General features: G+C 38.8%; 27 protein-coding genes and 1 other annotated feature. Of the genes, 22 read left to right on the top strand and 5 right to left on the bottom strand.

Features of this window, described 5'->3' with window-relative positions; all coding sequences use genetic code 11:
• On the top strand, nt 1-181 hold a 181-nt coding region (locus ACMZ6Z_RS07185), incomplete at its 5' end, for a hypothetical protein (RefSeq protein WP_416131895.1).
• Between the two features lie 88 nt (nt 182-269).
• Here the strand turns inward: ACMZ6Z_RS07185 and ACMZ6Z_RS07180 are convergent.
• Nucleotides 270-1,121, bottom strand: a complete 852-nt coding sequence (locus ACMZ6Z_RS07180; RefSeq protein WP_416131894.1) for a helix-turn-helix domain-containing protein — start codon at nt 1,119-1,121, stop codon at nt 270-272.
• 263 nt (nt 1,122-1,384) lie between these two features.
• Here ACMZ6Z_RS07180 and ACMZ6Z_RS07175 point away from each other — a divergent pair, with 263 nt between their 5' ends.
• From ACMZ6Z_RS07175 to ftsY, 6 genes are all read left to right on the top strand, one after another.
• Nucleotides 1,385-2,164, top strand: a complete 780-nt coding sequence (locus ACMZ6Z_RS07175; protein WP_416131893.1) for an ATP-grasp domain-containing protein — start codon at nt 1,385-1,387, stop codon at nt 2,162-2,164.
• Between the two features lie 41 nt (nt 2,165-2,205).
• The gene (locus tag ACMZ6Z_RS07170; RefSeq protein WP_416131892.1) at nt 2,206-2,589 is read left to right on the top strand and encodes a hypothetical protein; all 384 of its coding nucleotides are present in this window, start codon (nt 2,206-2,208) and stop codon (nt 2,587-2,589) included.
• Nucleotides 2,590-2,633: 44 nt separating this feature from the next.
• Complete coding sequence (locus ACMZ6Z_RS07165; protein WP_416131891.1) at nt 2,634-3,836, top strand: MFS transporter; 1,203 nt, start codon at nt 2,634-2,636, stop codon at nt 3,834-3,836.
• 202 nt (nt 3,837-4,038) lie between these two features.
• Nucleotides 4,039-4,839, top strand: a complete 801-nt coding sequence (locus ACMZ6Z_RS07160; RefSeq protein ID WP_416131890.1) for a Cof-type HAD-IIB family hydrolase — start codon at nt 4,039-4,041, stop codon at nt 4,837-4,839.
• Nucleotides 4,826-5,647, top strand: a complete 822-nt coding sequence (locus ACMZ6Z_RS07155; RefSeq protein ID WP_416131889.1) for a Cof-type HAD-IIB family hydrolase — start codon at nt 4,826-4,828, stop codon at nt 5,645-5,647. Before ACMZ6Z_RS07160 ends, ACMZ6Z_RS07155 begins: the two co-directional genes overlap by 14 nt.
• A 1-nt stretch (nt 5,648) precedes the next feature.
• Complete coding sequence (gene ftsY, locus ACMZ6Z_RS07150) at nt 5,649-7,145, top strand: signal recognition particle-docking protein FtsY (protein WP_416131888.1); 1,497 nt, start codon at nt 5,649-5,651, stop codon at nt 7,143-7,145.
• A gap of 125 nt (nt 7,146-7,270) precedes the next feature.
• Here the strand turns inward: ftsY and ACMZ6Z_RS07145 are convergent, their stop codons facing one another.
• The gene (locus tag ACMZ6Z_RS07145; RefSeq protein WP_416131887.1) at nt 7,271-8,626 is read right to left on the bottom strand and encodes an APC family permease; all 1,356 of its coding nucleotides are present in this window, start codon (nt 8,624-8,626) and stop codon (nt 7,271-7,273) included.
• 213 nt (nt 8,627-8,839) lie between these two features.
• Complete coding sequence (locus tag ACMZ6Z_RS07140; RefSeq protein WP_416131886.1) at nt 8,840-9,292, bottom strand: DUF1694 domain-containing protein; 453 nt, start codon at nt 9,290-9,292, stop codon at nt 8,840-8,842.
• 155 nt (nt 9,293-9,447) lie between these two features.
• Between ACMZ6Z_RS07140 and eno the strand changes: the two genes are divergently transcribed.
• The 3 genes from eno (at nt 9,448) to ACMZ6Z_RS07125 (ending at nt 12,617) form a co-directional block, all read left to right on the top strand.
• Nucleotides 9,448-10,755, top strand: coding sequence for a surface-displayed alpha-enolase (gene eno, locus ACMZ6Z_RS07135; RefSeq protein WP_416131885.1), 1,308 nt, complete (start codon nt 9,448-9,450; stop codon nt 10,753-10,755).
• A gap of 84 nt (nt 10,756-10,839) precedes the next feature.
• Nucleotides 10,840-12,066: a peptidase T gene (gene pepT / locus ACMZ6Z_RS07130; protein WP_416131884.1), complete on the top strand. Its 1,227-nt coding sequence runs from the start codon at nt 10,840-10,842 to the stop codon at nt 12,064-12,066.
• A 53-nt stretch (nt 12,067-12,119) separates the two neighbouring features.
• A complete protein-coding gene (locus ACMZ6Z_RS07125) occupies nt 12,120-12,617 on the top strand; it encodes an EbsA family protein (protein WP_416131883.1) in 498 nt (165 codons plus the stop codon).
• Here the strand turns inward: ACMZ6Z_RS07125 and ACMZ6Z_RS07120 are convergent.
• A complete protein-coding gene (locus tag ACMZ6Z_RS07120) occupies nt 12,598-12,792 on the bottom strand; it encodes a ferredoxin (RefSeq protein WP_416131882.1) in 195 nt (64 codons plus the stop codon). The two genes, ACMZ6Z_RS07125 and ACMZ6Z_RS07120, sit on opposite strands and share 20 nt — an antisense overlap.
• 45 nt (nt 12,793-12,837) lie before the next feature.
• Here ACMZ6Z_RS07120 and ACMZ6Z_RS07115 point away from each other — a divergent pair, with 45 nt between their 5' ends.
• The 7 genes from ACMZ6Z_RS07115 to ACMZ6Z_RS07085 all read left to right on the top strand — a co-directional run bounded on the left by ACMZ6Z_RS07115 (nt 12,838) and on the right by ACMZ6Z_RS07085 (nt 16,529).
• Nucleotides 12,838-13,377 (top strand): SAG1386/EF1546 family surface-associated protein, encoded by a 540-nt coding sequence (locus ACMZ6Z_RS07115; RefSeq protein WP_416131881.1) that lies wholly within the window; start codon nt 12,838-12,840, stop codon nt 13,375-13,377.
• A 19-nt stretch (nt 13,378-13,396) separates the two neighbouring features.
• A complete protein-coding gene (gene cmk, locus ACMZ6Z_RS07110; RefSeq protein ID WP_416131896.1) occupies nt 13,397-14,077 on the top strand; it encodes a (d)CMP kinase in 681 nt (226 codons plus the stop codon).
• A 23-nt stretch (nt 14,078-14,100) separates the two neighbouring features.
• Nucleotides 14,101-14,225, top strand: a sequence feature (ribosomal protein L20 leader region).
• Nucleotides 14,226-14,238: 13 nt separating this feature from the next.
• On the top strand, nt 14,239-14,769 hold the full coding sequence (infC, locus tag ACMZ6Z_RS07105) for a translation initiation factor IF-3 (protein ID WP_416131880.1): 531 nt from the start codon (nt 14,239-14,241) through the stop codon (nt 14,767-14,769).
• A gap of 30 nt (nt 14,770-14,799) precedes the next feature.
• Complete coding sequence (gene rpmI, locus ACMZ6Z_RS07100) at nt 14,800-15,000, top strand: 50S ribosomal protein L35 (RefSeq protein WP_416131879.1); 201 nt, start codon at nt 14,800-14,802, stop codon at nt 14,998-15,000.
• A gap of 54 nt (nt 15,001-15,054) precedes the next feature.
• Nucleotides 15,055-15,414 carry a 50S ribosomal protein L20 gene (rplT, locus tag ACMZ6Z_RS07095; RefSeq protein WP_416131878.1) on the top strand — a complete coding sequence of 120 codons (360 nt, stop codon included), beginning with the start codon at nt 15,055-15,057 and terminating at the stop codon, nt 15,412-15,414.
• 198 nt (nt 15,415-15,612) lie between these two features.
• On the top strand, nt 15,613-15,867 hold the full coding sequence (locus tag ACMZ6Z_RS07090) for a DUF1912 family protein (RefSeq protein WP_416131877.1): 255 nt from the start codon (nt 15,613-15,615) through the stop codon (nt 15,865-15,867).
• A gap of 11 nt (nt 15,868-15,878) precedes the next feature.
• The gene (locus tag ACMZ6Z_RS07085) at nt 15,879-16,529 is read left to right on the top strand and encodes an HD domain-containing protein (RefSeq protein WP_416131876.1); all 651 of its coding nucleotides are present in this window, start codon (nt 15,879-15,881) and stop codon (nt 16,527-16,529) included.
• A 148-nt stretch (nt 16,530-16,677) separates the two neighbouring features.
• Here ACMZ6Z_RS07085 and ACMZ6Z_RS07080 read toward each other — a convergent pair whose 3' ends face one another.
• Nucleotides 16,678-17,505 carry an exodeoxyribonuclease III gene (locus ACMZ6Z_RS07080; protein WP_416131875.1) on the bottom strand — a complete coding sequence of 276 codons (828 nt, stop codon included), beginning with the start codon at nt 17,503-17,505 and terminating at the stop codon, nt 16,678-16,680.
• A gap of 221 nt (nt 17,506-17,726) precedes the next feature.
• On the opposite strand from ACMZ6Z_RS07080, the gene ACMZ6Z_RS07075 reads away from it, so the two are divergent.
• From ACMZ6Z_RS07075 to ACMZ6Z_RS07055, 5 genes are all read left to right on the top strand, one after another.
• On the top strand, nt 17,727-18,431 hold the full coding sequence (locus ACMZ6Z_RS07075) for a YoaK family protein (RefSeq protein WP_416131874.1): 705 nt from the start codon (nt 17,727-17,729) through the stop codon (nt 18,429-18,431).
• A 118-nt stretch (nt 18,432-18,549) separates the two neighbouring features.
• Nucleotides 18,550-20,607: a methionine--tRNA ligase gene (gene metG, locus ACMZ6Z_RS07070; protein ID WP_416131873.1), complete on the top strand. Its 2,058-nt coding sequence runs from the start codon at nt 18,550-18,552 to the stop codon at nt 20,605-20,607.
• Between the two features lie 147 nt (nt 20,608-20,754).
• Entirely contained in the window at nt 20,755-20,901 is a 147-nt protein-coding gene (locus tag ACMZ6Z_RS07065; protein WP_416131872.1) for a hypothetical protein, read from the top strand.
• Between the two features lie 15 nt (nt 20,902-20,916).
• A complete protein-coding gene (locus ACMZ6Z_RS07060; protein ID WP_416131871.1) occupies nt 20,917-21,240 on the top strand; it encodes a PadR family transcriptional regulator in 324 nt (107 codons plus the stop codon).
• Nucleotides 21,240-22,064, top strand: coding sequence for a hypothetical protein (locus tag ACMZ6Z_RS07055; protein ID WP_416131870.1), 825 nt, complete (start codon nt 21,240-21,242; stop codon nt 22,062-22,064). Before ACMZ6Z_RS07060 ends, ACMZ6Z_RS07055 begins: the two co-directional genes overlap by 1 nt.
• Nucleotides 22,065-22,447: the final 383 nt, after the last annotated feature.

Here is a 22,447-nt window from a genome sequence, read left to right as displayed (position 1 = left end):
GAAAGAAAGCATTCGGGATAGTTTACACAATCTACTTGGGTTTTGCCCCCCCCCCTTGAAAGGGAAAGGTTTCTTGTATGAAAAAAGTTATTGCGACAGAAATAGGAATAAGGAAATTGATACAATAGAATACAATGAAAGCCTTGGAATGAGCTGTTTCCAAGGCTTTTTTCTTGTCTAATGGTATAAGTGAATAGTTGTTAAAGTGGTTGTTTTTTATTGAGACACCCTTGATTGGTATATCGTTAAAAGGTAAAGAATGATTTCACTTATTGTTTGTTGACTAGTTTATCAAAATGGTCAGTGTAATGTAATTTTAACTTGTCTTCACCTAAAATATCAAGCACTTGTATGGCCTGTTTCATCTTTTCAATTCCAGTACCTGATTGGCGCTTAAATTCAAAGTAACCTGTTGCATAGAGAAAAACTGTCTGTTCATAGAAGTTTAATTCATCATCTAATAATGGTTTTATCTCATCAATTAAATAGAAGCAATTAGAAAATTCTTCCTTATCTATGCTAAGAATGAAACAATTTATAGCAAGCTGAGAGACGATCCGCTTATTGGTTTTATTCAGAGTTGAGTAAATGTAGTTGTTTAATATCTCTTTAGTCAATAAGAAGTAAGTGTTGTAGTTAATTGTGCGTACACAGTTACCTAATAAAATAATTTCATAGTAGCTCCATTTTTCAACTTTGAAAAGATAATCTGTCAGTTGAAGAAGCTCTTCATCTGATGGAATGATGCTCGAATCCATTGTGTGTAAAATGGATTTTACCATTGTTTTTTCAAAAGAATTTAAAGTGTAATTTGAGGAATCAGAAAGTAGAGATTGTATATTATTGATGTTTTGTGATGAATATTGCTTACGAATGTACTGTACCAGGTTAGCAAATGATTCGGAATTGGCATAGTCTTCATCATGTAAAATAAGAAACTCATCTAAAGTAATGTGTAATTTGTCTAAAATATTGATGAGCCGAATACATGATATCTCTGATTCTCCACGCTCAAAACGAGAGATTTGCGATTTTGACAGGTGTTCATCTGCTAAAGCACTGAGACTGACCTGCTTTCCTTTACGAACTTTTCTAAGTGTGATACCAAGTTTTGATTTCATAATTTTCCCATTTTCCCAACAACAAATTGATTTCATTTTATTTATTGTACAATAAATAAAAGTTGAAAGGAAGTCCAAAGATGAAAATGTAATAGCTGTAGAAGAAATGGAATAAAAGTAGCTAAAAAAGCTGGTATGTTTGCAGTCATGATACCTGATTTAGTAGATCCAGATGATAATATTAGAAATGAAGCAGATTTGGTTATAAACTCTTTGCTAGATGTAACAAATTTAATTTTAGAGTAAGAAGTGGGGGGAAGAAAATGGTTGTAGTTTTTATTAATCATTATTCAGAAAAAACGATTGATTATAGGAAAATATTTGAAGGAATAGACAAAGAAATTTTATTTATTACTAGAACAAAGCATAAGGACAATTTCAAGGATATATTTCCAAATAGGATGGTTTTTGATTCACTAGATAATGGAGATGAAGTCGAAAAAGCTTTAGAAGAGATTCATGCTCAAGAAGAAATCGAATCGATTGTCGTCTCATATGAGTTTGATATTGAACGCTTTGCAAAACTGAGAGAGAAGTTACACATAAAAGGGCAATCATTTTTGAGTGCAATCCAGTTTAGAGATAAATCAAAAATGATTGAGCAAGTAAAAGATGCTGTTAAAGTACCCAATTATGAAGTTGTCAATTCAAAAAGTGACATTATCGATTTTGCAGAGAAACAGTTTTATCCAATCATTATCAAGCCAATTGATGGTGCAGGAAGTGTAGGTTTTCAGAAATTTAATTCGTTAGATGAAATTGTCAACTATATTGATAATAATACTGCATATCCACTATTAGCAGAAACGTTTATTAGTGGGAGCATGTATCATACTGACGGTATATTTGAAAATGGCGAGATAAAACTATTTAGTTGTTCACTATATTATAATGATTGTCACGTTAATGATAATGCTATTGGTTCTGCTTTGGTTGATGAGGATACAGAACTTTTTGTTCGAATGCGAAAGGAAACTTATAATGTTTTGAAAAGCTTGAAAACCCCTGAACATGCAATTGCTTTTCATAGTGAATTTTTTTAACACCTTCTAATGATATTGTTTTTTGTGAGATAGGCTCTAGAGTGGGAGGAGGGAGAATAAACGATGTAATCTATCACAAACAAGGTGTCGATATTCTTTCGGAAAGTATTAGAGCACAATGTGATAAGTTATATTCATTTGATGTTGAAAAAATCAGAAAATCTAACAAGAGTTATGGCTTTATGCTATTTCCTCCCCGAAAAGGAACATTGATTTCGATTAATAAAGATGTTCCATTTGATTGGGTGGTGAGCTTTGATATTAGAGAAAATAAAATTGGTCAAACTCTAAAAAGCAGTGAGACGAGCGTTTCTGAGATTGCTAGTGCTATTGTCGAAGGAGAGTGTATGAATGATGTTTTTAATAAATTGCAATTACTGAGTGATTGGCTAGAAAAAAATATAGTGTGGGACTTTTTGGTATAAATCCCATGTTCCAATGATATCTAAAAAGACAAAGTGAGTATAATATGAAAAATAAGAATACGATTAATTTAGTCAGTAGTAGGAGTATATCTAAAATAGGAGATATCATGTTTGATTTTGCCAATAATACTTTTCTTGCTGGTTTAAATCCAACCTCCCTATCACTGGTTGCAGTATATCAATCATTAGAAAGTGTGATAGGTGTTCTATTTAATTTATTTGGAGGAGTAATTGCGGATAGGTTCAAGCGGAAAAGAATTATTATTTCTACCAATATCTTATGCGGCCTTGCCTGCATCGTCCTTTCATTCATTTCGAGAGAGCAATGGCTTGTTTATGCGATTGTCATCACCAATGTTATTTTAGCTTTTATGAGTGCTTTTTCTGGACCATCCTATAAAGCTTTTACGAAAGAAATTGTGAAAAAGGATAGTATCTCCCAACTTAACTCGTTGCTAGAAACAACGAGTACTGTAATCAAAGTAACAATTCCTATGGTAGCGATTTTCTTATATCAGTTACTTGGGATACATGGTGTCTTATTATTAGATGGTTTCTCATTTCTCATTGCTGCGTCGCTGATTTTCTTTATTGTACCCATTAATGAAGAAGTAGTCACAAAGGAGAAAATGACCATAAGTGGCGTCTTTAATGATCTAAAAATAGGATTCAAGTATGTTTATAACCATAAGCCAATTTTGATGATTATCCTTCTTTCTGCTATGGTTAGCTTTTTCCTATCAGCCTATAATTTGTTACTACCATATAGTAATCAAATGTTTGGAGAAATGTCGTCGGGACTTTATGGAACTTTTTTAACAGCGGAAGCAATTGGTGGATTTGCTGGAGCAATATTAAGTGGTTTTGTCAACAAATCGTTATCAAGTAAACGTTTAATGCTCTTTTTAGCATTATCTGGTTTGATGTTAATGTTAGCGACTCCGCTTTATTCAGTGTTTCACAACGGTTTTATATTGGCCATTTCTCCAGCATTATTTAGCTTGTTTCTTTCCATTTTTAATATCCAATTTTTCTCTATTGTTCAAAGAGATGTCGATAATGAGTTTCTTGGAAGAGTCTTTGGCATCATCTTTACAGTAGCTATTCTTTTTATGCCAGTTGGTATCGGTTTTTTCTCGGTGGTTTTAAATCCTAATAACACCTTTAATCTTTTTATTATTGGTGTATTTATCACTATGCTATCGCTGGTATTTGGAACCTTATTTAAAAGGTATCATATGAATTAAAGAATATTATTAAGGCAGAGCAGCCTTATCACCTTAACCTTCAAAATGCTCTACAGATTGATTTATAGTAGACAAGGGCGTGTCAATTCGGCACGTCCTTTTTTAGCTTATCTATGTTATAATGAAAGAAGTTATATTAGGATTTGAGTTGCACACCCCACTCGGGTTTTGCACCCCCTTGAAAGGGAAAAGGTTAGATTGTATGATTAAATTGATAGCAACAGATATGGATGGTACTTTTTTAAGGGCTGATGGTTCTTATGATAAGGAGCGATTTGCCAGGCTGTTGGATCGATTAAGAGATGCCGGCTATTTATTTGTGGCCGCTAGCGGCAGGTCCTTATTAACCTTGAAAGAATTGTTCCAAGGGTTTGAGCACCAGATGGCTTTTATCGCTGAAAATGGCTGTATTGTCGAGTATGATGGTCAGATTTTGTTTGAAACAAAGCTCTCACCTGAGGATTACGGTTTGATTTTAGATGAGTTGGACAATCATCCAGACTGTCAAGGCTATCTTTTGTCTGGGATCAAGGGTGCCTATCTCCCTCTGACATCGTCAGAAGAGTATGTCAGGTTGGCGAGTCATTTTTACGCTAATGTCCAAAAAGCTGGCTTAACCTCTGTCGCAGATAGCATTGTTAAAGTATCGGCTCACTGTCGCTATGACAAGGTTCATGATCTCGTTGCTCTGCTCAATGCTAGATTGCCTCACTTTCGGGCGGTGGTGACAGGATTTGATGGGTTTGACGTTATTCCTGCGGCTTATAACAAGTCCACAGCCTTAGCCTTGCTTTGTGAGACCTTAAACCTTTCCGCAGAGGTCGTTTATGCTTTTGGGGATAATCATAATGACCTTGAGATGCTTGCTTTTGCAGGGACAGCTATTGTCCCCGACAATGCCATTGAAGCGGCTAAGCAACTAGCGACTGAAGTGATCGGGGATCATAGTACAGATGCTGTCTTGACTTATTTGGAAAGTTTGGTTAGTGATGACAAAGATTAGACTGGTGGCTTTAGACTTGGATAACACGCTTTTGGATGACTACAAAAACATCTCAAAAGCCAACAAAGAAGCTATTCAAAAGGCGATTGATTTGGGTGTCAAGGTTGTCATTACCACAGGTCGTCCTCTTAGGGCGATTGATCATATCTTAAAGGAGCTGGGACTTAATCATTCAAAGGGCTACAGCGTGACCTTTAATGGTGGGTTGATTCAGCGCAATGATGGTTATCTTTTAGCTCAAGAAAGCTTATCCTATGAGCAAGTAAGCTACCTCTATCAACACTTATCTTCTCTAGATTTGCCAGTTGATATCTTAAGTCATGGAACAGTCTATAGCTTATCAAGGCCTGGACGCCCTTCTCGCTATCCAGAGGCTAATCCGTCATTGACCTTTAAGACGCTAAAGGATTTTACTGATTTGCCCAAAAATCTAGTCTACAATAAAGTAGTGGTTGTGACAGATGAGGCGTTTTTAGAGGATAAGATCAAGGCAATGACTGCCCTGATAGGCAGCGAATTCGAAGCTTTTAAATCACGAGAAATCATTTTTGAAATCATGCCTAAAGGGGTGCACAAAGCCTCTGGTTTAGCAAAATTATGCCAAGTGCTTGAAATTAATCCTCAATGTGTCATGGCAGTTGGTGATGAAGAAAACGACGTGACCATGATTCGTTGGGCAGGACTAGGTGTTGCGATGCACAATGCCTCTCCTCTTGTTAAAGAGGTAGCAGATGTGGTGACAACCAAGGATCACAACCATTCAGGAGTGGCTGAGGCCATTGAAAAATACGTATTAGGTGGAGGATAACATGGGATTATTTGAGCGATTATTTGGAAAAAAAGACAAAGTAAAAGAGTCAGACAGAATAGATCAGCAGACTTCTGAAGCAGTTGAGAGTATCCAGGAAGCCTTTTCCGATGACCTTTCTAAAGAAAAGCATCAATCTTCTGAAAAGGACTTTGTTGAGCAAGTGGCTTCTGCTTTGGATGATACTGAGACACAAAGTGAGAAGGCTTTAGAGTCTGAACAACAAAAAGAGCCAGCAGAGGAATCCTTAGGCTCCTATGTTAAGGAGTTTGAGTCCGCTACTGAGACTGCAACTTTGAGTCATAGCGAGCGATCCTCTCAACCAATGGCAAGTGCCAATAGTCTCTCTCCCTCAGCATTGTCAGAAAGCCCAAGCCATGAGGGAGATAGTTCTTTTGAATCCCAAAATAGCCCTCGTTTTGAGTCATTGATGGCAGATTATTATGCTAAAAAAGCTGCTGTTGCAGCAGCTGCAGAGCGAGGTGAAAGCATTGAACTAGAGGCTGTTTCAACCCGTCAAGCCCAAGAATCATCTACAGATAGTATCCCTTTTGACACACTCGAAAATGGTGAAACGACAGAAGAAAAATATAGCCGCAGTCTCAAAAAAACGAGAACAGGCTTTGCAGCTCGTCTTAATGAGTTTTTTGCCAATTTCCGAACAGTCGATGAAGCCTTTTTTGAAGAATTAGAAGAACTGCTGATTTTGTCTGATGTCGGTGTCACCGTTGCCACTCAGCTGACAGAGGATTTACGACAAGAAGCACGTCTTGAAAAGGCTAAAAAGCCAGAGGATTTGCGACAAGTTGTCATCGAAAGGTTAGTGGCTATTTATGAAAAAGATGATCGCTATCATGAGGCCATAAACTTCCAGGATGGCTTGACAGTCATGCTTTTTGTCGGTGTCAATGGTGTTGGTAAAACCACCTCAGTTGGAAAATTAGCCTACCAATACAAACAAGAGGGCAAGAAAGTGATGCTGGTTGCAGCAGATACCTTCCGTGCTGGAGCAGTGGCCCAGCTTGTTGAGTGGGGACGTCGGGTTTCAGTACCAGTCGTGACTGGACCTGAAAAAGCAGATCCTGCCTCAGTGGTGTTTGATGGAGTGGAACGTGCCGTTTCAGAAGGTATTGATGTCCTAATGATTGATACGGCAGGCCGTCTACAAAACAAAGACAATCTCATGAAAGAACTGGAGAAAATAGGACGCATCATCAAGCGCGTGGTCCCAGAGGCTCCACATGAAACGCTTCTGGCACTGGATGCCTCAACAGGTCAAAATGCTCTTAGCCAAGCTAAGGAATTTTCGAAAATAACACCTCTAACGGGTCTTGTTCTAACCAAAATTGATGGAACAGCCAAGGGTGGTGTGGTTCTAGCGATTCGACAAGAACTGGATATTCCTGTTAAGTTGATCGGTTTTGGCGAAAAAATCGATGATATTGGACCATTTAACTCAGAAGACTTTATGAGAGGCCTCTTAGAAGGTTTGATCTAATAGTCTTTAACAACCCAAAGGAGACGTTATTATCTTGATGACCTTGTGCTCTTTCTTGAGTATCAATGGTTACTCTATCAAAAAGCCCATCTCAAAAGCAATTTGCTTTTGAGATGGGCTTTGTTTTAAGTGGCTGTCTTTTGTTTGTAAAGGTAAATGGGAATTCCTAAACTTGTTAAAAGGATACCAATTAGGGCTAGTGAGAATTGATTTTTTAAGGTCAGTATCAGAATAAAGATCCCTCCGATAGTGGCAATGATTGGGACTATTGGGTAAAAAGGAACCTTATAGGGACGTTTGAGTTCTGGTTCAGTGTGTCGTAATCTCATCACTGCAAGAAAGACAAGAGTGTAAAAAATCCAGATAACAAAAACCAGCATATCTGTTAGGGTATTAAAGCCACCCAAGCAAATCATAATTACTGCGATCAGAGCTTGTGACCATCCTGCAATGTGAGGAACTTTATGTTGGTTTAATCGCGCGATTTGTTTTGAAAAAGGAAGCATGTTTTCGAGAGCCAGGGTATAAGGCAGTCGCATTCCGGTCATGGTATAGCCATTGATTGTTCCATAAACAGAGATTAAGATCCCGATGGTAATCAGCTTGCCTCCCATTGGCCCGAAATAGTATTGTGCGACCTGCATAGCTGCAGCATCATTGCCAGCAAGCTCATGAATAGGCATGGCTTTTAGATAGGCAAAGTTGATCAATCCATAAACAATCATGACTCCTAGCATTCCAAGGCCGATGGCTTTAGGAAGATCACGAGCAGGCTGTTTAAGCTCACCTGCAATATTGCCGACATGAATCCAGCCATCATAAGCAAACATCGTTGCCAAAAGACCTGAACCAAGTGCTGTGATCAGTCCACCAGTCTGGCTTCCAGCCTCAATAGGAAAAAGACTGATAGTGACATTAGCATCTGCAAATAAGCCAAAAATGATAATAGCCATTATAGGAATGAGCTTAGCGACAAGGGTTGTAGACTGCATGGCACCACTGGCTTTGTTGCCTAAAAAGTTAATCAAAGTCAGAGATAAGGTAGCCATAATGGCTACTGGGATGGTTAGGCTTGCTGAGAGACCAAAAAGATTTTTAATCTGAGTGGCAAAAATGATAGACAAAGCCGCAATAGTCGCTGGGAAATAGACTGTGATTTGTGCCCATCCCAGTAAAAAAGCAGGGCATTTGCCATAAGCTCTCTCGATATAGCGTATCATGCCACCTGTTTCAGGAATAGCCGCTGCAAGTTCAGCACCAGTCAGACCGCCACAAAGTGAGATAATGCCCGCTAAGAGCCAAACAAATAAGTGAAGACTACTTGCGCCTGTGGCACTCGATACACTAGCTGCCTTGAAAAAAACACCTGCTCCAATAACGGTTCCCATAACGGTTGATAGTGCAGGAAAGAAAGTCATCGTTCTCTCAAAGTCATCTTGCTGTTTATGAGATTCAGCATTAGCATGATTGGTTTTCGACATGGGAAAATCCTCCAAAGTTAAGTTAGTAGATCATCCTCATTATTAAAAAGTCAGACGATACTATAGTATAACTTAATCATGAAGAGATACAAAGAAGATTGTCTCACAAAAAGAGCCATCTATTTGCTGCTGATTTAGAGTGATTTCATACATCTTAAAAGCTTTTCATCTTCTTTCTAGTCCTTGCCTTATTTTTTTGATAGAAGTGAGGGTTTAGGATTTACCCAAAAGCCTCTTGAAGAAACTTTTTTTAGGGTTTTTAGTCTCAGGTTCAGTTGATTTTTCTTCAAGCAAGGTTAGTAGATCCGTTTCTGAGCGATTGACAGCATGGTCGGTCAGTATAATGACACCAAATGGTGATGTTGACTGTTTGTCATCGATAATGGTTGCTGAAATACCGCTATCTTTGGCTATTTTCAGCAAGGTGAGCTGCTTGTCATCGTTTACTTTGGAAGAAATAATAACTTTTAGAGCATTGTTTGCAATCATTTCCTTGTTCAAAGCAGTGGAGAAGAGCTCGAGTATCTTTTTATGGGTCATATCTTCTAGCTTGATTGAAACCAAGACTCGCTCCCCAAAGGTACCAAGATAATAACGTTGCTCATCGGGATTCAAAACGCGATTTCCTGCGGCGCGTTCCACAATTTTTTGATTCAGATCAGACATAGTAAACTCCTTAAATCATATTATGGTAGTTATTATACTATAAATTTAGGGCTTCTTTTAGTTTTTCGCTAAGGATTGGTTTTGATTTGAAGAAAGTTTGATATTGTGGTATTATTAACATATAAACTATTTAAACTTATAAGGAGACTATTATAATGTCAATTATTACTGATGTTTACGCTCGCGAAGTCCTTGACTCACGCGGTAACCCAACACTTGAAGTTGAAGTATACACTGAATCAGGTGCATTCGGCCGTGGTATGGTGCCTTCAGGAGCATCTACTGGTGAGCATGAGGCTGTTGAACTCCGTGATGGTGACAAATCTCGTTACCTTGGTCTTGGTACTCAAAAAGCTGTTGACAACGTAAACAACGTTATCGCAGAAGCGCTTATCGGTTATGATGTACGCGACCAGCAAGGGATTGACCGTGCGATGATTGCACTTGATGGTACTCCAAACAAAGGCAAACTTGGTGCGAATGCCATTCTTGGTGTTTCTATCGCTGTTGCACGTGCGGCTGCTGATTACCTTGAAATTCCACTTTACAGCTACCTTGGTGGCTTCAACACGAAAGTTCTTCCAACGCCAATGATGAATATCATCAATGGTGGTTCTCACTCAGACGCTCCGATTGCTTTCCAAGAGTTTATGATTGTACCAGTTGGTGCGCCAACCTTCAAAGAAGCACTTCGTTGGGGTGCAGAAGTTTTCCATGCCCTTAAAAAGATTTTAAAACAACGTGGACTTGTAACTGCTGTTGGTGACGAAGGTGGCTTTGCTCCTAAATTTGAAGGTACTGAAGACGGTGTTGAAACTATCCTTAAAGCGATTGCAGCTGCTGGTTATGAAGCCGGTGAAAATGGGATTATGATTGGTTTTGACTGCGCCTCATCTGAGTTTTACGATAAAGAGCGTGGTGTTTATGACTATGCTAAGTTTGAAGGAGAAGGCGGAGCAGTTCGTACGTCAGCCCAACAAATTGACTACTTAGAAGAATTGGTCAACAAGTATCCAATCATCACTATCGAAGATGGTATGGATGAAAATGACTGGGATGGTTGGAAAGCTCTTACACAACGTTTGGGCAAACGTGTTCAATTAGTTGGTGATGACTTCTTCGTAACAAACACTGACTACCTTGCACGCGGTATCAAAGAAGAAGCAGCAAACTCAATCCTTATCAAAGTTAACCAAATCGGTACTTTGACAGAAACTTTTGAAGCGATTGAAATGGCAAAAGAAGCTGGTTACACAGCTGTTGTTTCACACCGTTCAGGTGAAACAGAAGACTCAACAATTGCTGATATTTCAGTTGCAACGAATGCTGGTCAAATCAAGACAGGATCATTGTCACGTACTGACCGTATCGCAAAATACAACCAATTGCTTCGCATTGAAGATCAACTTGGTGAAGTTGCAGAGTACAAAGGTCTTAAATCTTTCTACAACTTGAAAAAATAATAGCGATTATAGCTAACTAAAAAGAGTCGATTAATCGGCTCTTTTTGGTAGCATCAAAACAATAAGATAGAGAAAGAGGTTTTTATGTTATATCCCAATTTATTAGACCGTTTTTTGACTTATGTGAAAGTCAATACACGTAGTAATCCATCTAGTCAGTCCACTCCTAGTACCCAAAGTCAAGTGGATTTTGCCCTCACTATTTTGAAGCCGGAGATGGAGGCGATTGGTTTAGAAAATGTTCATTATCTGGAATCAAATGGCTATATCGTAGGTACTTTGCCTGCCAATTCTGATAAGTTTAAGTATCGGATTGGTTATATTGCTCATATCGATACAGCTGATTTTAATGCTGAGGGTGTCAATCCTCAAATCATTGACCACTATGACGGTGGCGATATTGCCTTAGGAGATTCAGGGTTTACCTTGTCTCCGATAGATTTTCCTAATCTAAAGCATTATCATGGACAAACCTTGATCACGACAGATGGGACAACGCTTTTGGGAGCAGATGATAAGTCTGGTATTGCTGAGATTATGACAGCTATTGAGTATTTAACGAGTCATCCAGAGATTGAGCATGGGGAGATTCGTGTTGGTTTTGGACCCGATGAGGAGATCGGCATCGGTGCTGATAAATTTGATGTGGCAGATTTTGATGTGGATTTTGCCTATACCGTGGATGGTGGGCCTCTTGGAGAATTGCAGTTTGAGACCTTTAGTGCTGCTGCAGCGGAGATTGCCTTTAAAGGAAGAAATGTACATCCAGCGACCGCCAAAGATCGTATGGTCAATGCTTTTCAGCTAGCGATTGATTTTCATAATGCTCTGCCAGCTTCTGATCGTCCAGAATTGACCCAAGGCTACCAAGGTTTTTATCATTTGCATGACTTGAGCGGTGCTGTTGAGGAGGCGCACAGTTCCTATATTATTCGTGATTTTGATCGTGAGGCTTTTGAGCATCGTAAGCAGGTCATTCTTGATATCGCTGCTAAAATGAATCAGGCATTAGGTCAGGAGCGTGTTTTGGTTGCTTTGAAGGATCAATACTATAACATGCGTCAAGTGATTGAAAAAGATATGACCCCTGTCACCTTGGCTAAGGAAGTTATGGAGAGCCTAGCCATTAAGCCTATCATTGAGCCTATTCGTGGTGGGACGGATGGCTCAAAGATTTCTTTTATGGGGATCCCAACTCCTAATATCTTTGCTGGTGGTGAAAATATGCACGGTCGTTTTGAATTTGTTAGTCTTCAAACGATGGAGAAGGCAGTGTCTGTCATTATTGGTATATCAACTTATAATCAGTAGTTTTTTGAAAGATTTCTGAAAGTATGGTAAAATAACCTTGGGGGTTATGGTTTATGATTACAATTTTTGGTAAAGTTAGATACCACTGGCAACCTGAATTATCATGGCTTTTAATTTATTGGTCCTTAACAATCGCACCTATATTTATCGGTTTGGCATTGCTTTTTGAGCGAAGAAATGTCTCCTTTGCCTTCTTTTTCTTATTTGCTTTATTCTTGATACTCTTAGGGGTTGGCTTGCACCGCTTCTTTATTATCGGACAAGGTGATCAGCTAAAGATTGTTTCGATGGATGTCTTCAAACCCCAAAGTGTCCCTATCTCAAGCATCTCAAAGATTGAGGTGAACAAACTGAGCATCACACTTCTATTTGGAGACACGACAAAAAAACGCAGATTTTACATGCGTAAATGGCCTAAAAAATATTTTTTGGATGCTTTAGCTGTCAATCCCTATTTTCAAGGGGAAGTTGAACTGATGGATAACTTCATAGAACTCGATTATTTTGAGGCCTATAAAGATAACCAAGCCACTAAAGTGTCAAAGCTTTAGTTGGACAGTTTTTGACCGCTGTCAGAGTTGCCAAATCATTATCTGGAAATTCTGCCACTAAGGCATCACTATCTGCGAATCTCACAATACCATTATCATGATAGTCAAAAACAGTCGAATAAGTCTGGCAAAGGCCACAAGCGATACATTTTTCTGGAATAAGTGATACTTTCATAGTATTATTGTAATATGATTTAAACGATTTAACAAGGGGGAAATCATGGCAAAGAAACCATGGGAATTTAAACTTTTTGAAACCAAAAAAAACACTGCTAGACAAAGGTCTCGTAGAGCTAAAAATAATGGCTTTTTAACCACGCCACTATTAACAGGTTTGTTGAGTTTCTTTTTCTTAGTTGTTGTTGGTATTTTAGTGTTTGTTTTTTACACGTCAAGTGGGGGTAGTGATGAGAGTAAGGCCACAACAAACTTTTACCACTCCTCACAAACGGACAGTCAAAAAGATAAGTCTTCTCAAAAAGACACCAAAAATACCAAAAAGAAAAAAGTGACCCAAGAAAAAGACGACACATCAACCAATGCTTCTAGCACTGATTTAAGAACGCCAGCGTCATCATCAACGACAAGCAGTTCAAGCTCACCCAATGAACAGACGCTTGTTGTTCAACCTGGTGAGGGAGCTAGCTCTATTGCAGCACGTGCTGGTATTTCAATCGAACAGTTGCAATCCCTTAACCCACAGCATATGACTTTGGGCTATTGGTTTGCGAATCCAGGAGATGTCGTCAATGTCAAATAGTGTCAATACTAAGGAAGGCTTGAAAGCCATCAAGATTGCGATTGACGGCCCTGCATCTAGCGGAAAAAGTACAGTAGCCAAGATTATTGCGCGTAATCTTGGCTATACTTATCTTGATACGGGAGCCATGTATCGTTCAACCACCTATCTTGCTCTAAAAAATGATTTGGATGCTTCAAAGGTTAGTGATTTGCTGGACTTATTGTCGCAGTATCCAATCACTTTCCAAAAAGTGGCTAATGATCAGCAAAGAGTCATACTAGGTGATCTTGATGTCACAGAAGCCATTCGTCAGCCTAAGGTGACCAATCAGGTTTCCTGGGTCTCTGCCCTACCAGAAATACGTCAAGAGCTGGTTGCCCAGCAACAACGTATTGCTAGCCAAGGTGGCATTATTATGGATGGCCGTGATATCGGTACTGTGGTTTTACCAGATGCTGAATTAAAAATCTTTTTGATAGCATCGGTAGAAGAGCGTGCAGAACGTCGCTTTAAAGAAAATCAAGAAAAAGGCATCTTAACTGATTTTGAGACCTTGAAAGATGAAATTGCTGCCCGTGATTATAAGGATAGTCATCGTAAGGTTTCACCTTTAAAAGCCGCTGATGATGCCATCATTTTTGACACAACTGGTGTGTCTATTGACAGTGTTGTTGATTTTATCCAAAAAAAGGCAAGGAAAATCATTGACAAAAGCTAATCAAACTGTTATTATAGTAACAATGAGAAAAGCAGAAGTGAGAACTTCTCGCCTTGTGACTAACGTTGCCAGGCCCTACATGTCAAGTTTCTAATGGAAACATAATGTGTGCGGGCTTGAGTAATCAAGTCCGCTTTGTTTTTCTCTAAAAAAATAAAGAGGTGAAGATCATAGCTAAAAAAGATCTATTCATCAACGACGAAATTCGTGTTCGCGAAGTTCGTTTAGTTGGTCTTGAAGGTGAACAATTAGGTATCAAACCATTATTAGAAGCTCAATCACTCGCTGATCAAGCTAATGTTGATTTAGTGCTTATCCAGCCACAAGCCACGCCACCTGTTGCCAAAATTATGGACTATGGTAAGTTCAAGTTTGAGTATCAAAAGAAACAAAAGGAACAACGTAAAAAGCAAAGCGTTGTTACTGTTAAAGAAGTTCGTTTAAGCCCTGTTATTGATAAGGGAGATTTTGAGACGAGACTGCGTAACGGTCGAAAATTCCTCGAAAAAGGAAATAAAGTTAAAGTTTCTGTACGCTTCAAAGGGCGTATGATTACTCACAAAGAAATTGGAGCAAAGGTATTGGCTGATTTTGCTGAAGCAACTCAAGATATTGCCATCATTGAGCAAAGAGCTAAAATGGATGGCCGCCAAATGTTCATGCAACTTGCACCGATTCCAGATAAGAAATAAGCATCAGTCTTAATTAAAAGGAGAAGAAAAATGCCAAAACAAAAAACACACCGTGCATCAGCGAAACGTTTTAAACGTACAGGTTCAGGTGGATTGAAACGCTTCCGTGCCTTCACATCTCACCGTTTCCACGGAAAAACTAAAAAACAACGTCGTCAACTTCGTAAAGCATCAATGGTTAGTGCTGGAGATTTTAGACGTATCAAAGCAATGCTAACGGGTCTTAAATAAGACTTTTAGTCAGCATCAATCGTATTATTCAGAATTATTCGGAGGAAAATATAAATGGCTCGTGTTAAAGGTGGCGTTGTTTCACGCAAACGTCGTAAACGTGTTTTAAAATTAGCTAAAGGTTACTATGGAGCAAAACACATCTTGTTCCGTACTGCAAAAGAGCAAGTCATGAACTCTTACTACTATGCATACCGTGACCGTCGTCAGAAAAAACGTGATTTCCGTAAACTTTGGATCACACGTATCAACGCGGCTGCTCGTATGAATGGTTTGTCATACTCACAGTTAATGCATGGCTTGAAATTAGCTGAAATCGAAGTCAACCGTAAAATGCTTGCTGATTTAGCAGTTAATGACGCATCAGCATTCACATCGCTTGCAGATGCCGCTAAAGCAAAACTCAATAAATAATCTTTTGCTGGTTATTGGATTGAGGTTAGCCTACTCGTTATTTTAAATGATAGTTAACATTTAGAGAGAATCTTTTTGGTTCTCTCTTTTGTGATGTTTAAGTAGCTTACTCGTCTTTGAGAAACTATCATTTTCTATAGGATGATCTTTTTGAATCATGGTATAATAAGGTATCAACTTTATTTTGGAGATAAGAGTATGTCTAGAGAAGAGCAATTTTTAAATGATTTTAAGGAGTGGGTAGATACTCAGCTGCTTGTCAACGAGGGAGCGATGGCTGCGAGTCAGCAAGTTTGGGAAGAGGATAAGGATGAGCGTGCTAAAGAGGCTGTTATTCGTTATGAGAGTCGTTTAGATGCTTATCGTTTTATTCAGAGCAAGTTTCAACATTTTGAAAAAGGAGGCGCTTTTCATGATTTGCCAGAAGATTTATTCGGCAAACGCTCCTATTAGAGACTGTTGAAATGCCTAAGGACATTATTATAAAAGAAGCAGAAGCTTTTGTGATATCCGTTTTAGCTGATGATCCGTCTGGACATGATTGGTGGCATATTGAGCGTGTTCGACAACTGGCTATGAGAATTGCTCATGAAGAGCATGCCAATGTCTTTATTTGTGAGTTGGCAGCCTTACTTCATGATATAGCAGATGATAAGTTAAATGAGTCAGAAGCAGCTGGTCTAAAGCAAGTTTCCGCTTGGTTGACTAATCATGGGGTTTTGGATGATGATAAAACAGCTATTTTAGAGATTATTCAAAAGATGTCTTTTAAAGCGGGATTGAATGAGGAGAAGGTTTTATCTCTTGAGGGTAAGATTATGCAAGATGCAGATCGTTTAGATGCTTTAGGCGCGATTGGTATTGCAATAACGATGGCTTACGCAGGAAGTAAAGGCAATCTCATTCATGTTCCTGGAACAGCTATTCGTACTGAGATGACGTTAGCAGAGTATTGCCATCAAGAATCCAAGGCGATTGCTCATTTTTATGAAAAGCTATTACTTTTAAAGGATTTGATGAACACAGCTACGGGTAAAGAATTGGCGAAAAAGCGTCATTCTTATATGAAAGCCTCTCTCCAGGAATTTTACGATGAATGGGACGGTAAGGCGTGATTAGTGTCCCATGTTGCGCTGTCATCAGAAATAAATGAGAAGGCTGGCAAAAAGTCGTCAAAATTAGCAAAACGCATCCGATTAGGTGATTTAAAACCTTGATCGGATGCGTTTGATGTAACAGAAAATGATTGTTTTTTTAGGTCTCCTAGATATTGATTTCGAGAAGAATAGGGGTGTGGTCTTGGCGCTCTCCAGATGAGATCATTTCAGACTTGCTAACCCTATCAGCTAAGCGATTAGACGTCAGCCAATAATCAATCCTCCAGCCGGTATTATTGATTTTGCTGGTTTTACTGCGTTGCGCCCACCAGGTGTAAACATTTGGGATATCACCATGTAGATAGCGAAAGGTATCGGTAAATCCGCGATCGAGTAGGTTTGTAAAGCCTTGACGCTCTTCATCCGTAAAGCCAGGAGAGTGACGATTTGATGAGGGATTGGCAAGGTCAATTTCTCGATGGGCGACATTGTAGTCTCCAGTTGCAATAACCGGTTTTTGCTGATCTAGTTCTGCTAGGTAATCGGCATATTTAGCATCCCATACTTGCCTATCAGAAAGACGCCTCAAGCCATCACCGGCATTTGGTGTATAGACTTGTGTCACAAAAAAATCATCAAATTCAAGAGTGATAATACGGCCTTCAAAATCCATAGTCGTTGGTGCGTCAATTTCAGGAAAGCTGACAATGGGGTTGAGTTCTTTTTTATAGAGAAACATGGTGCCTGCATAGCCTTTTCGTGCAGGCTCTTGTGATGAGCGCCAGACATTAACATGGTTTGGGAAATAACTAAGGAGCAATTCCAGGTGCTTCTTAGTAGGTCCTTTAGCAGATAGTTTAGTCTCTTGAATGGCTATAATATCAGCATCTTCAGCAACCAGTGTGTCAATGACGGAGCGAGATAGAAGCGCGCGTGCAGAGTCGCTGGTAAGCGCAGCGTTTAGAGAGTCGATATTCCAAGAAATCAGTTTCATTAGTACTTCCTTTTCTATTTGCAATTGGCAATATTATAGCAAATTTTTTGGTATTAAGCGACTTAGAGTGGTGTTTAGTATTGATGACAGTTGATTATTGTTAGCGTATAATAGAGTATAATGATCAATTTGTTATCATTTTGAAGTGATTTAATAAGAGTTCTTTTTAGTGTGATAATGATTATAAAAACCAATAAATTTTTCAGGCTATGGGGATATTTATGAAAGAAACCTATAAATATTATGAAACCTTATTTTGTGCTATTTTAGTGACTTTTGTTAGCGGCTACATAAACGCTTTTACGTTTTTGACTCAAGGTGGGCGTTTTGCGGGTGTTCAGACGGGTAATTTACTGATGCTAGGTATACGTCTGGCTGAGGGTCAGTTTCTGGAAGCTCTTAAATTTTTTATTCCGATGGCTGTATTTATGGTAGGTCAAGCTGTTACTTACTATTTGAAAACCTGGGTTGTGCAAAAACGCTATCATTGGCACTTGTGTTCCAGCTTGGTTCTTTCTTTGATAGCACTTGTGACTTTAACGCTCATTGATAGTTGGCATCCCTATGCTATCGTTTCATTATTAGCTTTATTCATGTCACTAAAGGTGGATACTTTTAAATCAATTCAAGGCACTTCATTTGCGACAGTTATGATGACTGGAAACATCAAAAATGCCGCTTATTTGTGGGTAAAGGGTTTTGTAGAAAAAGATGCTAACATTTGCCAAGATGGAAAACATATCTTAATTATTTTACTGACTTTTTCTATGGGTGCTATGTTTTCCACTTATCTTTGTTATCGTTATGGCGAATATGCATTTACTGTCGTGCTTCTTCCTTTATTCATTCTAAATGGCTATCTATTTTTAGGTGTTCGACAAAGTTCTGAATATAATCCTAAAAATATATTAAAAAAAATGAAATAAGTAAGGGAGTAGTTTTGCTATCTATTTATTTTTATTTTTTTGAAAATCATCACTGAATTATGCTATAATCAAGTATTACTATAGACGTGTTTCATTTGCACGGAAAGGATATGAGATAATGACAAAATCATTTTATATTACAACACCAATCTATTACCCATCTGGTAAATTGCACATCGGTAACGCTACGACAACTATCGCCTGTGATGTTTTAGCACGTTACAAGCGCATGATGAACAAAGATGTTTTTTATTTGACTGGTCTTGACGAGCACGGTCAAAAGATTCAAACAAAAGCTGAAGAAGCAGGATTATCACCACAAGAATATGTGGACGGTATGGCTGTTGGGGTTAAAGCGCTGTGGGAACTTTTGGGGATTAACTACGACCAATTTATCCGCACAACTGATGATTACCATGAAGCAGTTGTAGCTGCGGTTTTTGAAAAATTGCTAGCGCAGGGTGACATTTACCTTGGTGAGTACTCAGGTTGGTATTCTGTATCAGATGAAGAGTTTTTCACCGAAAGTCAATTAGTAGAAGTTTTCCGTGATGATGAAGGAAATGTCATCGGAGGTGTGGCACCGTCTGGTCATGAAGTTGAGCTTGTTTCAGAAGAGTCTTATTTCTTCAAACTCAGCAAGTACGCTGATCAACTGGTAGCTTTTTACAAGGCTAATCCTGATTTTATCAGTCCCAATAGCCGTATGAACGAGATGCTTAAGAACTTCATTGAACCTGGTTTGGAAGATTTGGCAGTGTCTCGAACTACCTTTACTTGGGGAGTTCAAGTCCCATCAAATCCTAAACACGTTGTTTACGTTTGGATTGATGCTTTGCTTAACTATGCGACAGCTTTAGGGTATGGACAAGCAGACTCAGCAAACTTTGATAAGTTCTGGTTGGCAGATACCGTGACGAAATCATGGACCGATGATTCTGGCAAGACTTGGGACTTTACGGTTAATCCAGAAGTTAATCATATGATTGCGAAGGATATCTTGCGTTTCCACTCGATTTACTGGCCAATTATCCTTATGGCGCTTGATTTGCCATTGCCAAATCGCTTGGTAGCCCATGGTTGGTTTGTCATGCAAGATGGTAAAATGTCTAAGTCTAAAGGGAATGTGGTTTACCCAGAAATGTTGGTGGAGCGTTTTGGTCTTGATCCCCTACGCTACTACCTCATGCGTAGCCTTCCAGTTGGTTCTGATGGCACCTTCACACCAGAAGACTATGTTGGTCGTATCAATTATGAATTAGCAAACGATCTAGGGAACCTTCTGAATCGTACGGTTGCTATGGTTAATAAATACTTTGGTGGTCAAATCCCTGATTACAAAGAAAATGTGACTGCCTTTGATGCTGATTTAGCTGACTGTGTCGCTGAAAACATCAATCTTTATCACCAAAATATGGATGCAGTGGATTATCCCAGAGCTTTAGAAGCTGTCTGGAATATCATTTCTCGTACTAATAAGTATATCGACGAGACTGCACCTTGGGTCTTGGCTAAAGAAGATGGCGATAAGGAGCAGTTGGCGGCAGTCATGGCTCACTTGGCAGCTAGTCTTCGTGTGGTTGCTCACCTCATCCAGCCTTTCATGATGGAGACATCAAATGCTATCATGGAACAACTTGGATTGGGAACTGATTTTGATCTTGAACACCTTGAATTATCAGGTCTTCCAAGTGGCGTTCAAGTCGTTGCTAAGGGGACACCAATCTTCCCACGTTTGGATATGGAAGAAGAAATCAACTATATCAAGGATCAAATGAATGCCGGTAAACCAGCTGCAGAAAAAGAATGGAACCCAGAAGACATCGAACTCAAATCTGAAAAGGACGAGATTAAATTCGAAACTTTTGATGCCGTTGAAATCCGTGTTGCCGAAGTCAAAGAAGTGGAAAAAGTAGAAGGCTCTGATAAATTGCTTCGCTTCCGCTTGGATGCTGGTGATGGTGAAGACCGTCAAATCCTTTCAGGTATCGCGAAATACTATCCCAATGAACAAAACTTAGTCGGTAAGAAGTTGCAAATTGTGGCTAATCTCAAACCACGTAAAATGATGAAAAAATACGTCAGCCAAGGCATGATTCTCTCCGCAGAACATGACGGCAAGTTGACTGTCTTGATGGTTGACGCGAATGTGCCGAACGGTTCAATCATTGGTTAATCTGATAACAAAGTAGGGTGTCACCTTTTGCTCTTTGAGAGGAAAGGAGCATCCTATTTCTTTTATGCACTATTTTGCTTTACATACTAGTTAAAATTTTTTATACTAATTAAGTATTAGTAGGTAAAACAAACTAGAAGGATTATCATGACAACAACATATATTCTTGGAATCATTTTTATTGTGGATGCCATTATTTTAGGTTTGTTCAATAAGATGTGGTTGATAGGTTTGCCAATGGCAATCGCTGGTTTGTGTTATCTTACAGGCCTTATTTCAGATGATAAGAAGTAAAAATGGAGAGTGTATGTGAGAGAAACACAATTATTAAAAGGTGTTTTAGAAGGTTGTGTCTTAGAAATGATTGCTCAAGAAGAGATTTATGGCTATGAGTTAGTTCAAAAACTGAGAAAGTCTGGCTTTGAAAATATGGTTGGAGGAACGCTTTACCCTCTGCTTCAAAAGTTAGAAAAGAAAGGCTATATTAGGGGGCAGATAAAGCCTTCGTCAGATGGTCCAGACGGCAAGTATTTTACCATTACACAAGATGGGGAAATCTATTTGATAGCATTTTGGCAGGAGTGGTCTAGCCTTGTTGAAAAAGTTGGACAATTTCAGAAAAGGAGCACATGATGGCAAGTGAGAAACAAATCTTACGAGATAAGATTAATGGCATTGTTGACAGTTTGTTGCCTGAAAATCGGGATTATTTTGAAGATATCAGAGAATACATGTTGTTTAAATCTTTTTTAAAGGATGAAAAAGCTATTTTGGAGCAAATTTATAGTCTGGCTAGTGACCTCAAGATGGCAGAAGCTGATGGTTTAACCGCAGCTAACTTTTTTGGAACTGACGCAAAAGGCATGGCAGATCAGTTGTTAGAGCATGCACCACGAATGAGTTTCAAGGAATTAGCAAGCACCTATTTAAGTGCTGTCTTGGCTTTATTTGGGATTGAACTGTTATTGTTATTTTTAGATACTGGACATTTTCAGTTAGAGCTATATCTATTCATAGCTGCTTGTCTGGGTGCTTTATTGTTATGTTGGGTCGTATTTTTCCTTTTACCTAAGGTACTTTTTAAGGATAATCCGTCCAAACTGCTGATTGGTTTGATTCTTATCATAGGGATGATGCTATTTAATGTGATTGCTCACCTTCCTGCGAAGGTTGCTGACAATGGGATTTACCTTCGTTTTCCCGAGATTTTTGACTGGGTATTTGTTGTCGGCGTAGGTTTGGCAACATTGTTATTAGCGATTACGAAAAAAACATTTAGAGCATTTGCCTTCCCTATTTTTGCTTTTTTGATTAATGGGATTCTCAAGAAACTCATGACTATGGGTCTTATCAGTGGTCAATTATGGTCAGTTTGGCTACCGATGCTACTGACACTTACGGCCATGCTCCTCTTTTATCGGATGATCCGTAACCTCCTAAAAGATCAGAGTGATTAAACAAGGTAATAGCTAACTTACTAAAAAAATACAAACCAAAGGAGAAACAACATGACATTTGAAGAGATTTTGGAAAATGTCTAGGAATGGCTTGAAATAGGCGTTTATAGCCTCTAAATTTGTGAATTTTTTGAAAAAAACATAGTCACAAGTGACCTTTAATAGTCTCCCAAAGTCCACAAAAAGGGGAGTAAAAAAAGACCTAAAATAGGTCAATAATTTACGAGTTCAGCAGGCAAGAACTAGCGTAGTCATCAGCTACGCTTTTTTTTAGTTGCTTTTGCTTATCTGATAGGCTTATTATACCAAAAAAGGGAGTGTATGACCTCACGGGCTGACTCTCCCTAATCGGCTAGACTATGCAAGCCTCCAGCTGTGATTAT

The sequence above is a fragment of the Streptococcus pluranimalium genome, assembly GCF_047785705.1.
In the GTDB taxonomy this organism is placed as follows: domain Bacteria; phylum Bacillota; class Bacilli; order Lactobacillales; family Streptococcaceae; genus Streptococcus; species Streptococcus pluranimalium_A.
This window is presented reverse-complemented; position numbering and strand designations above follow the sequence as displayed.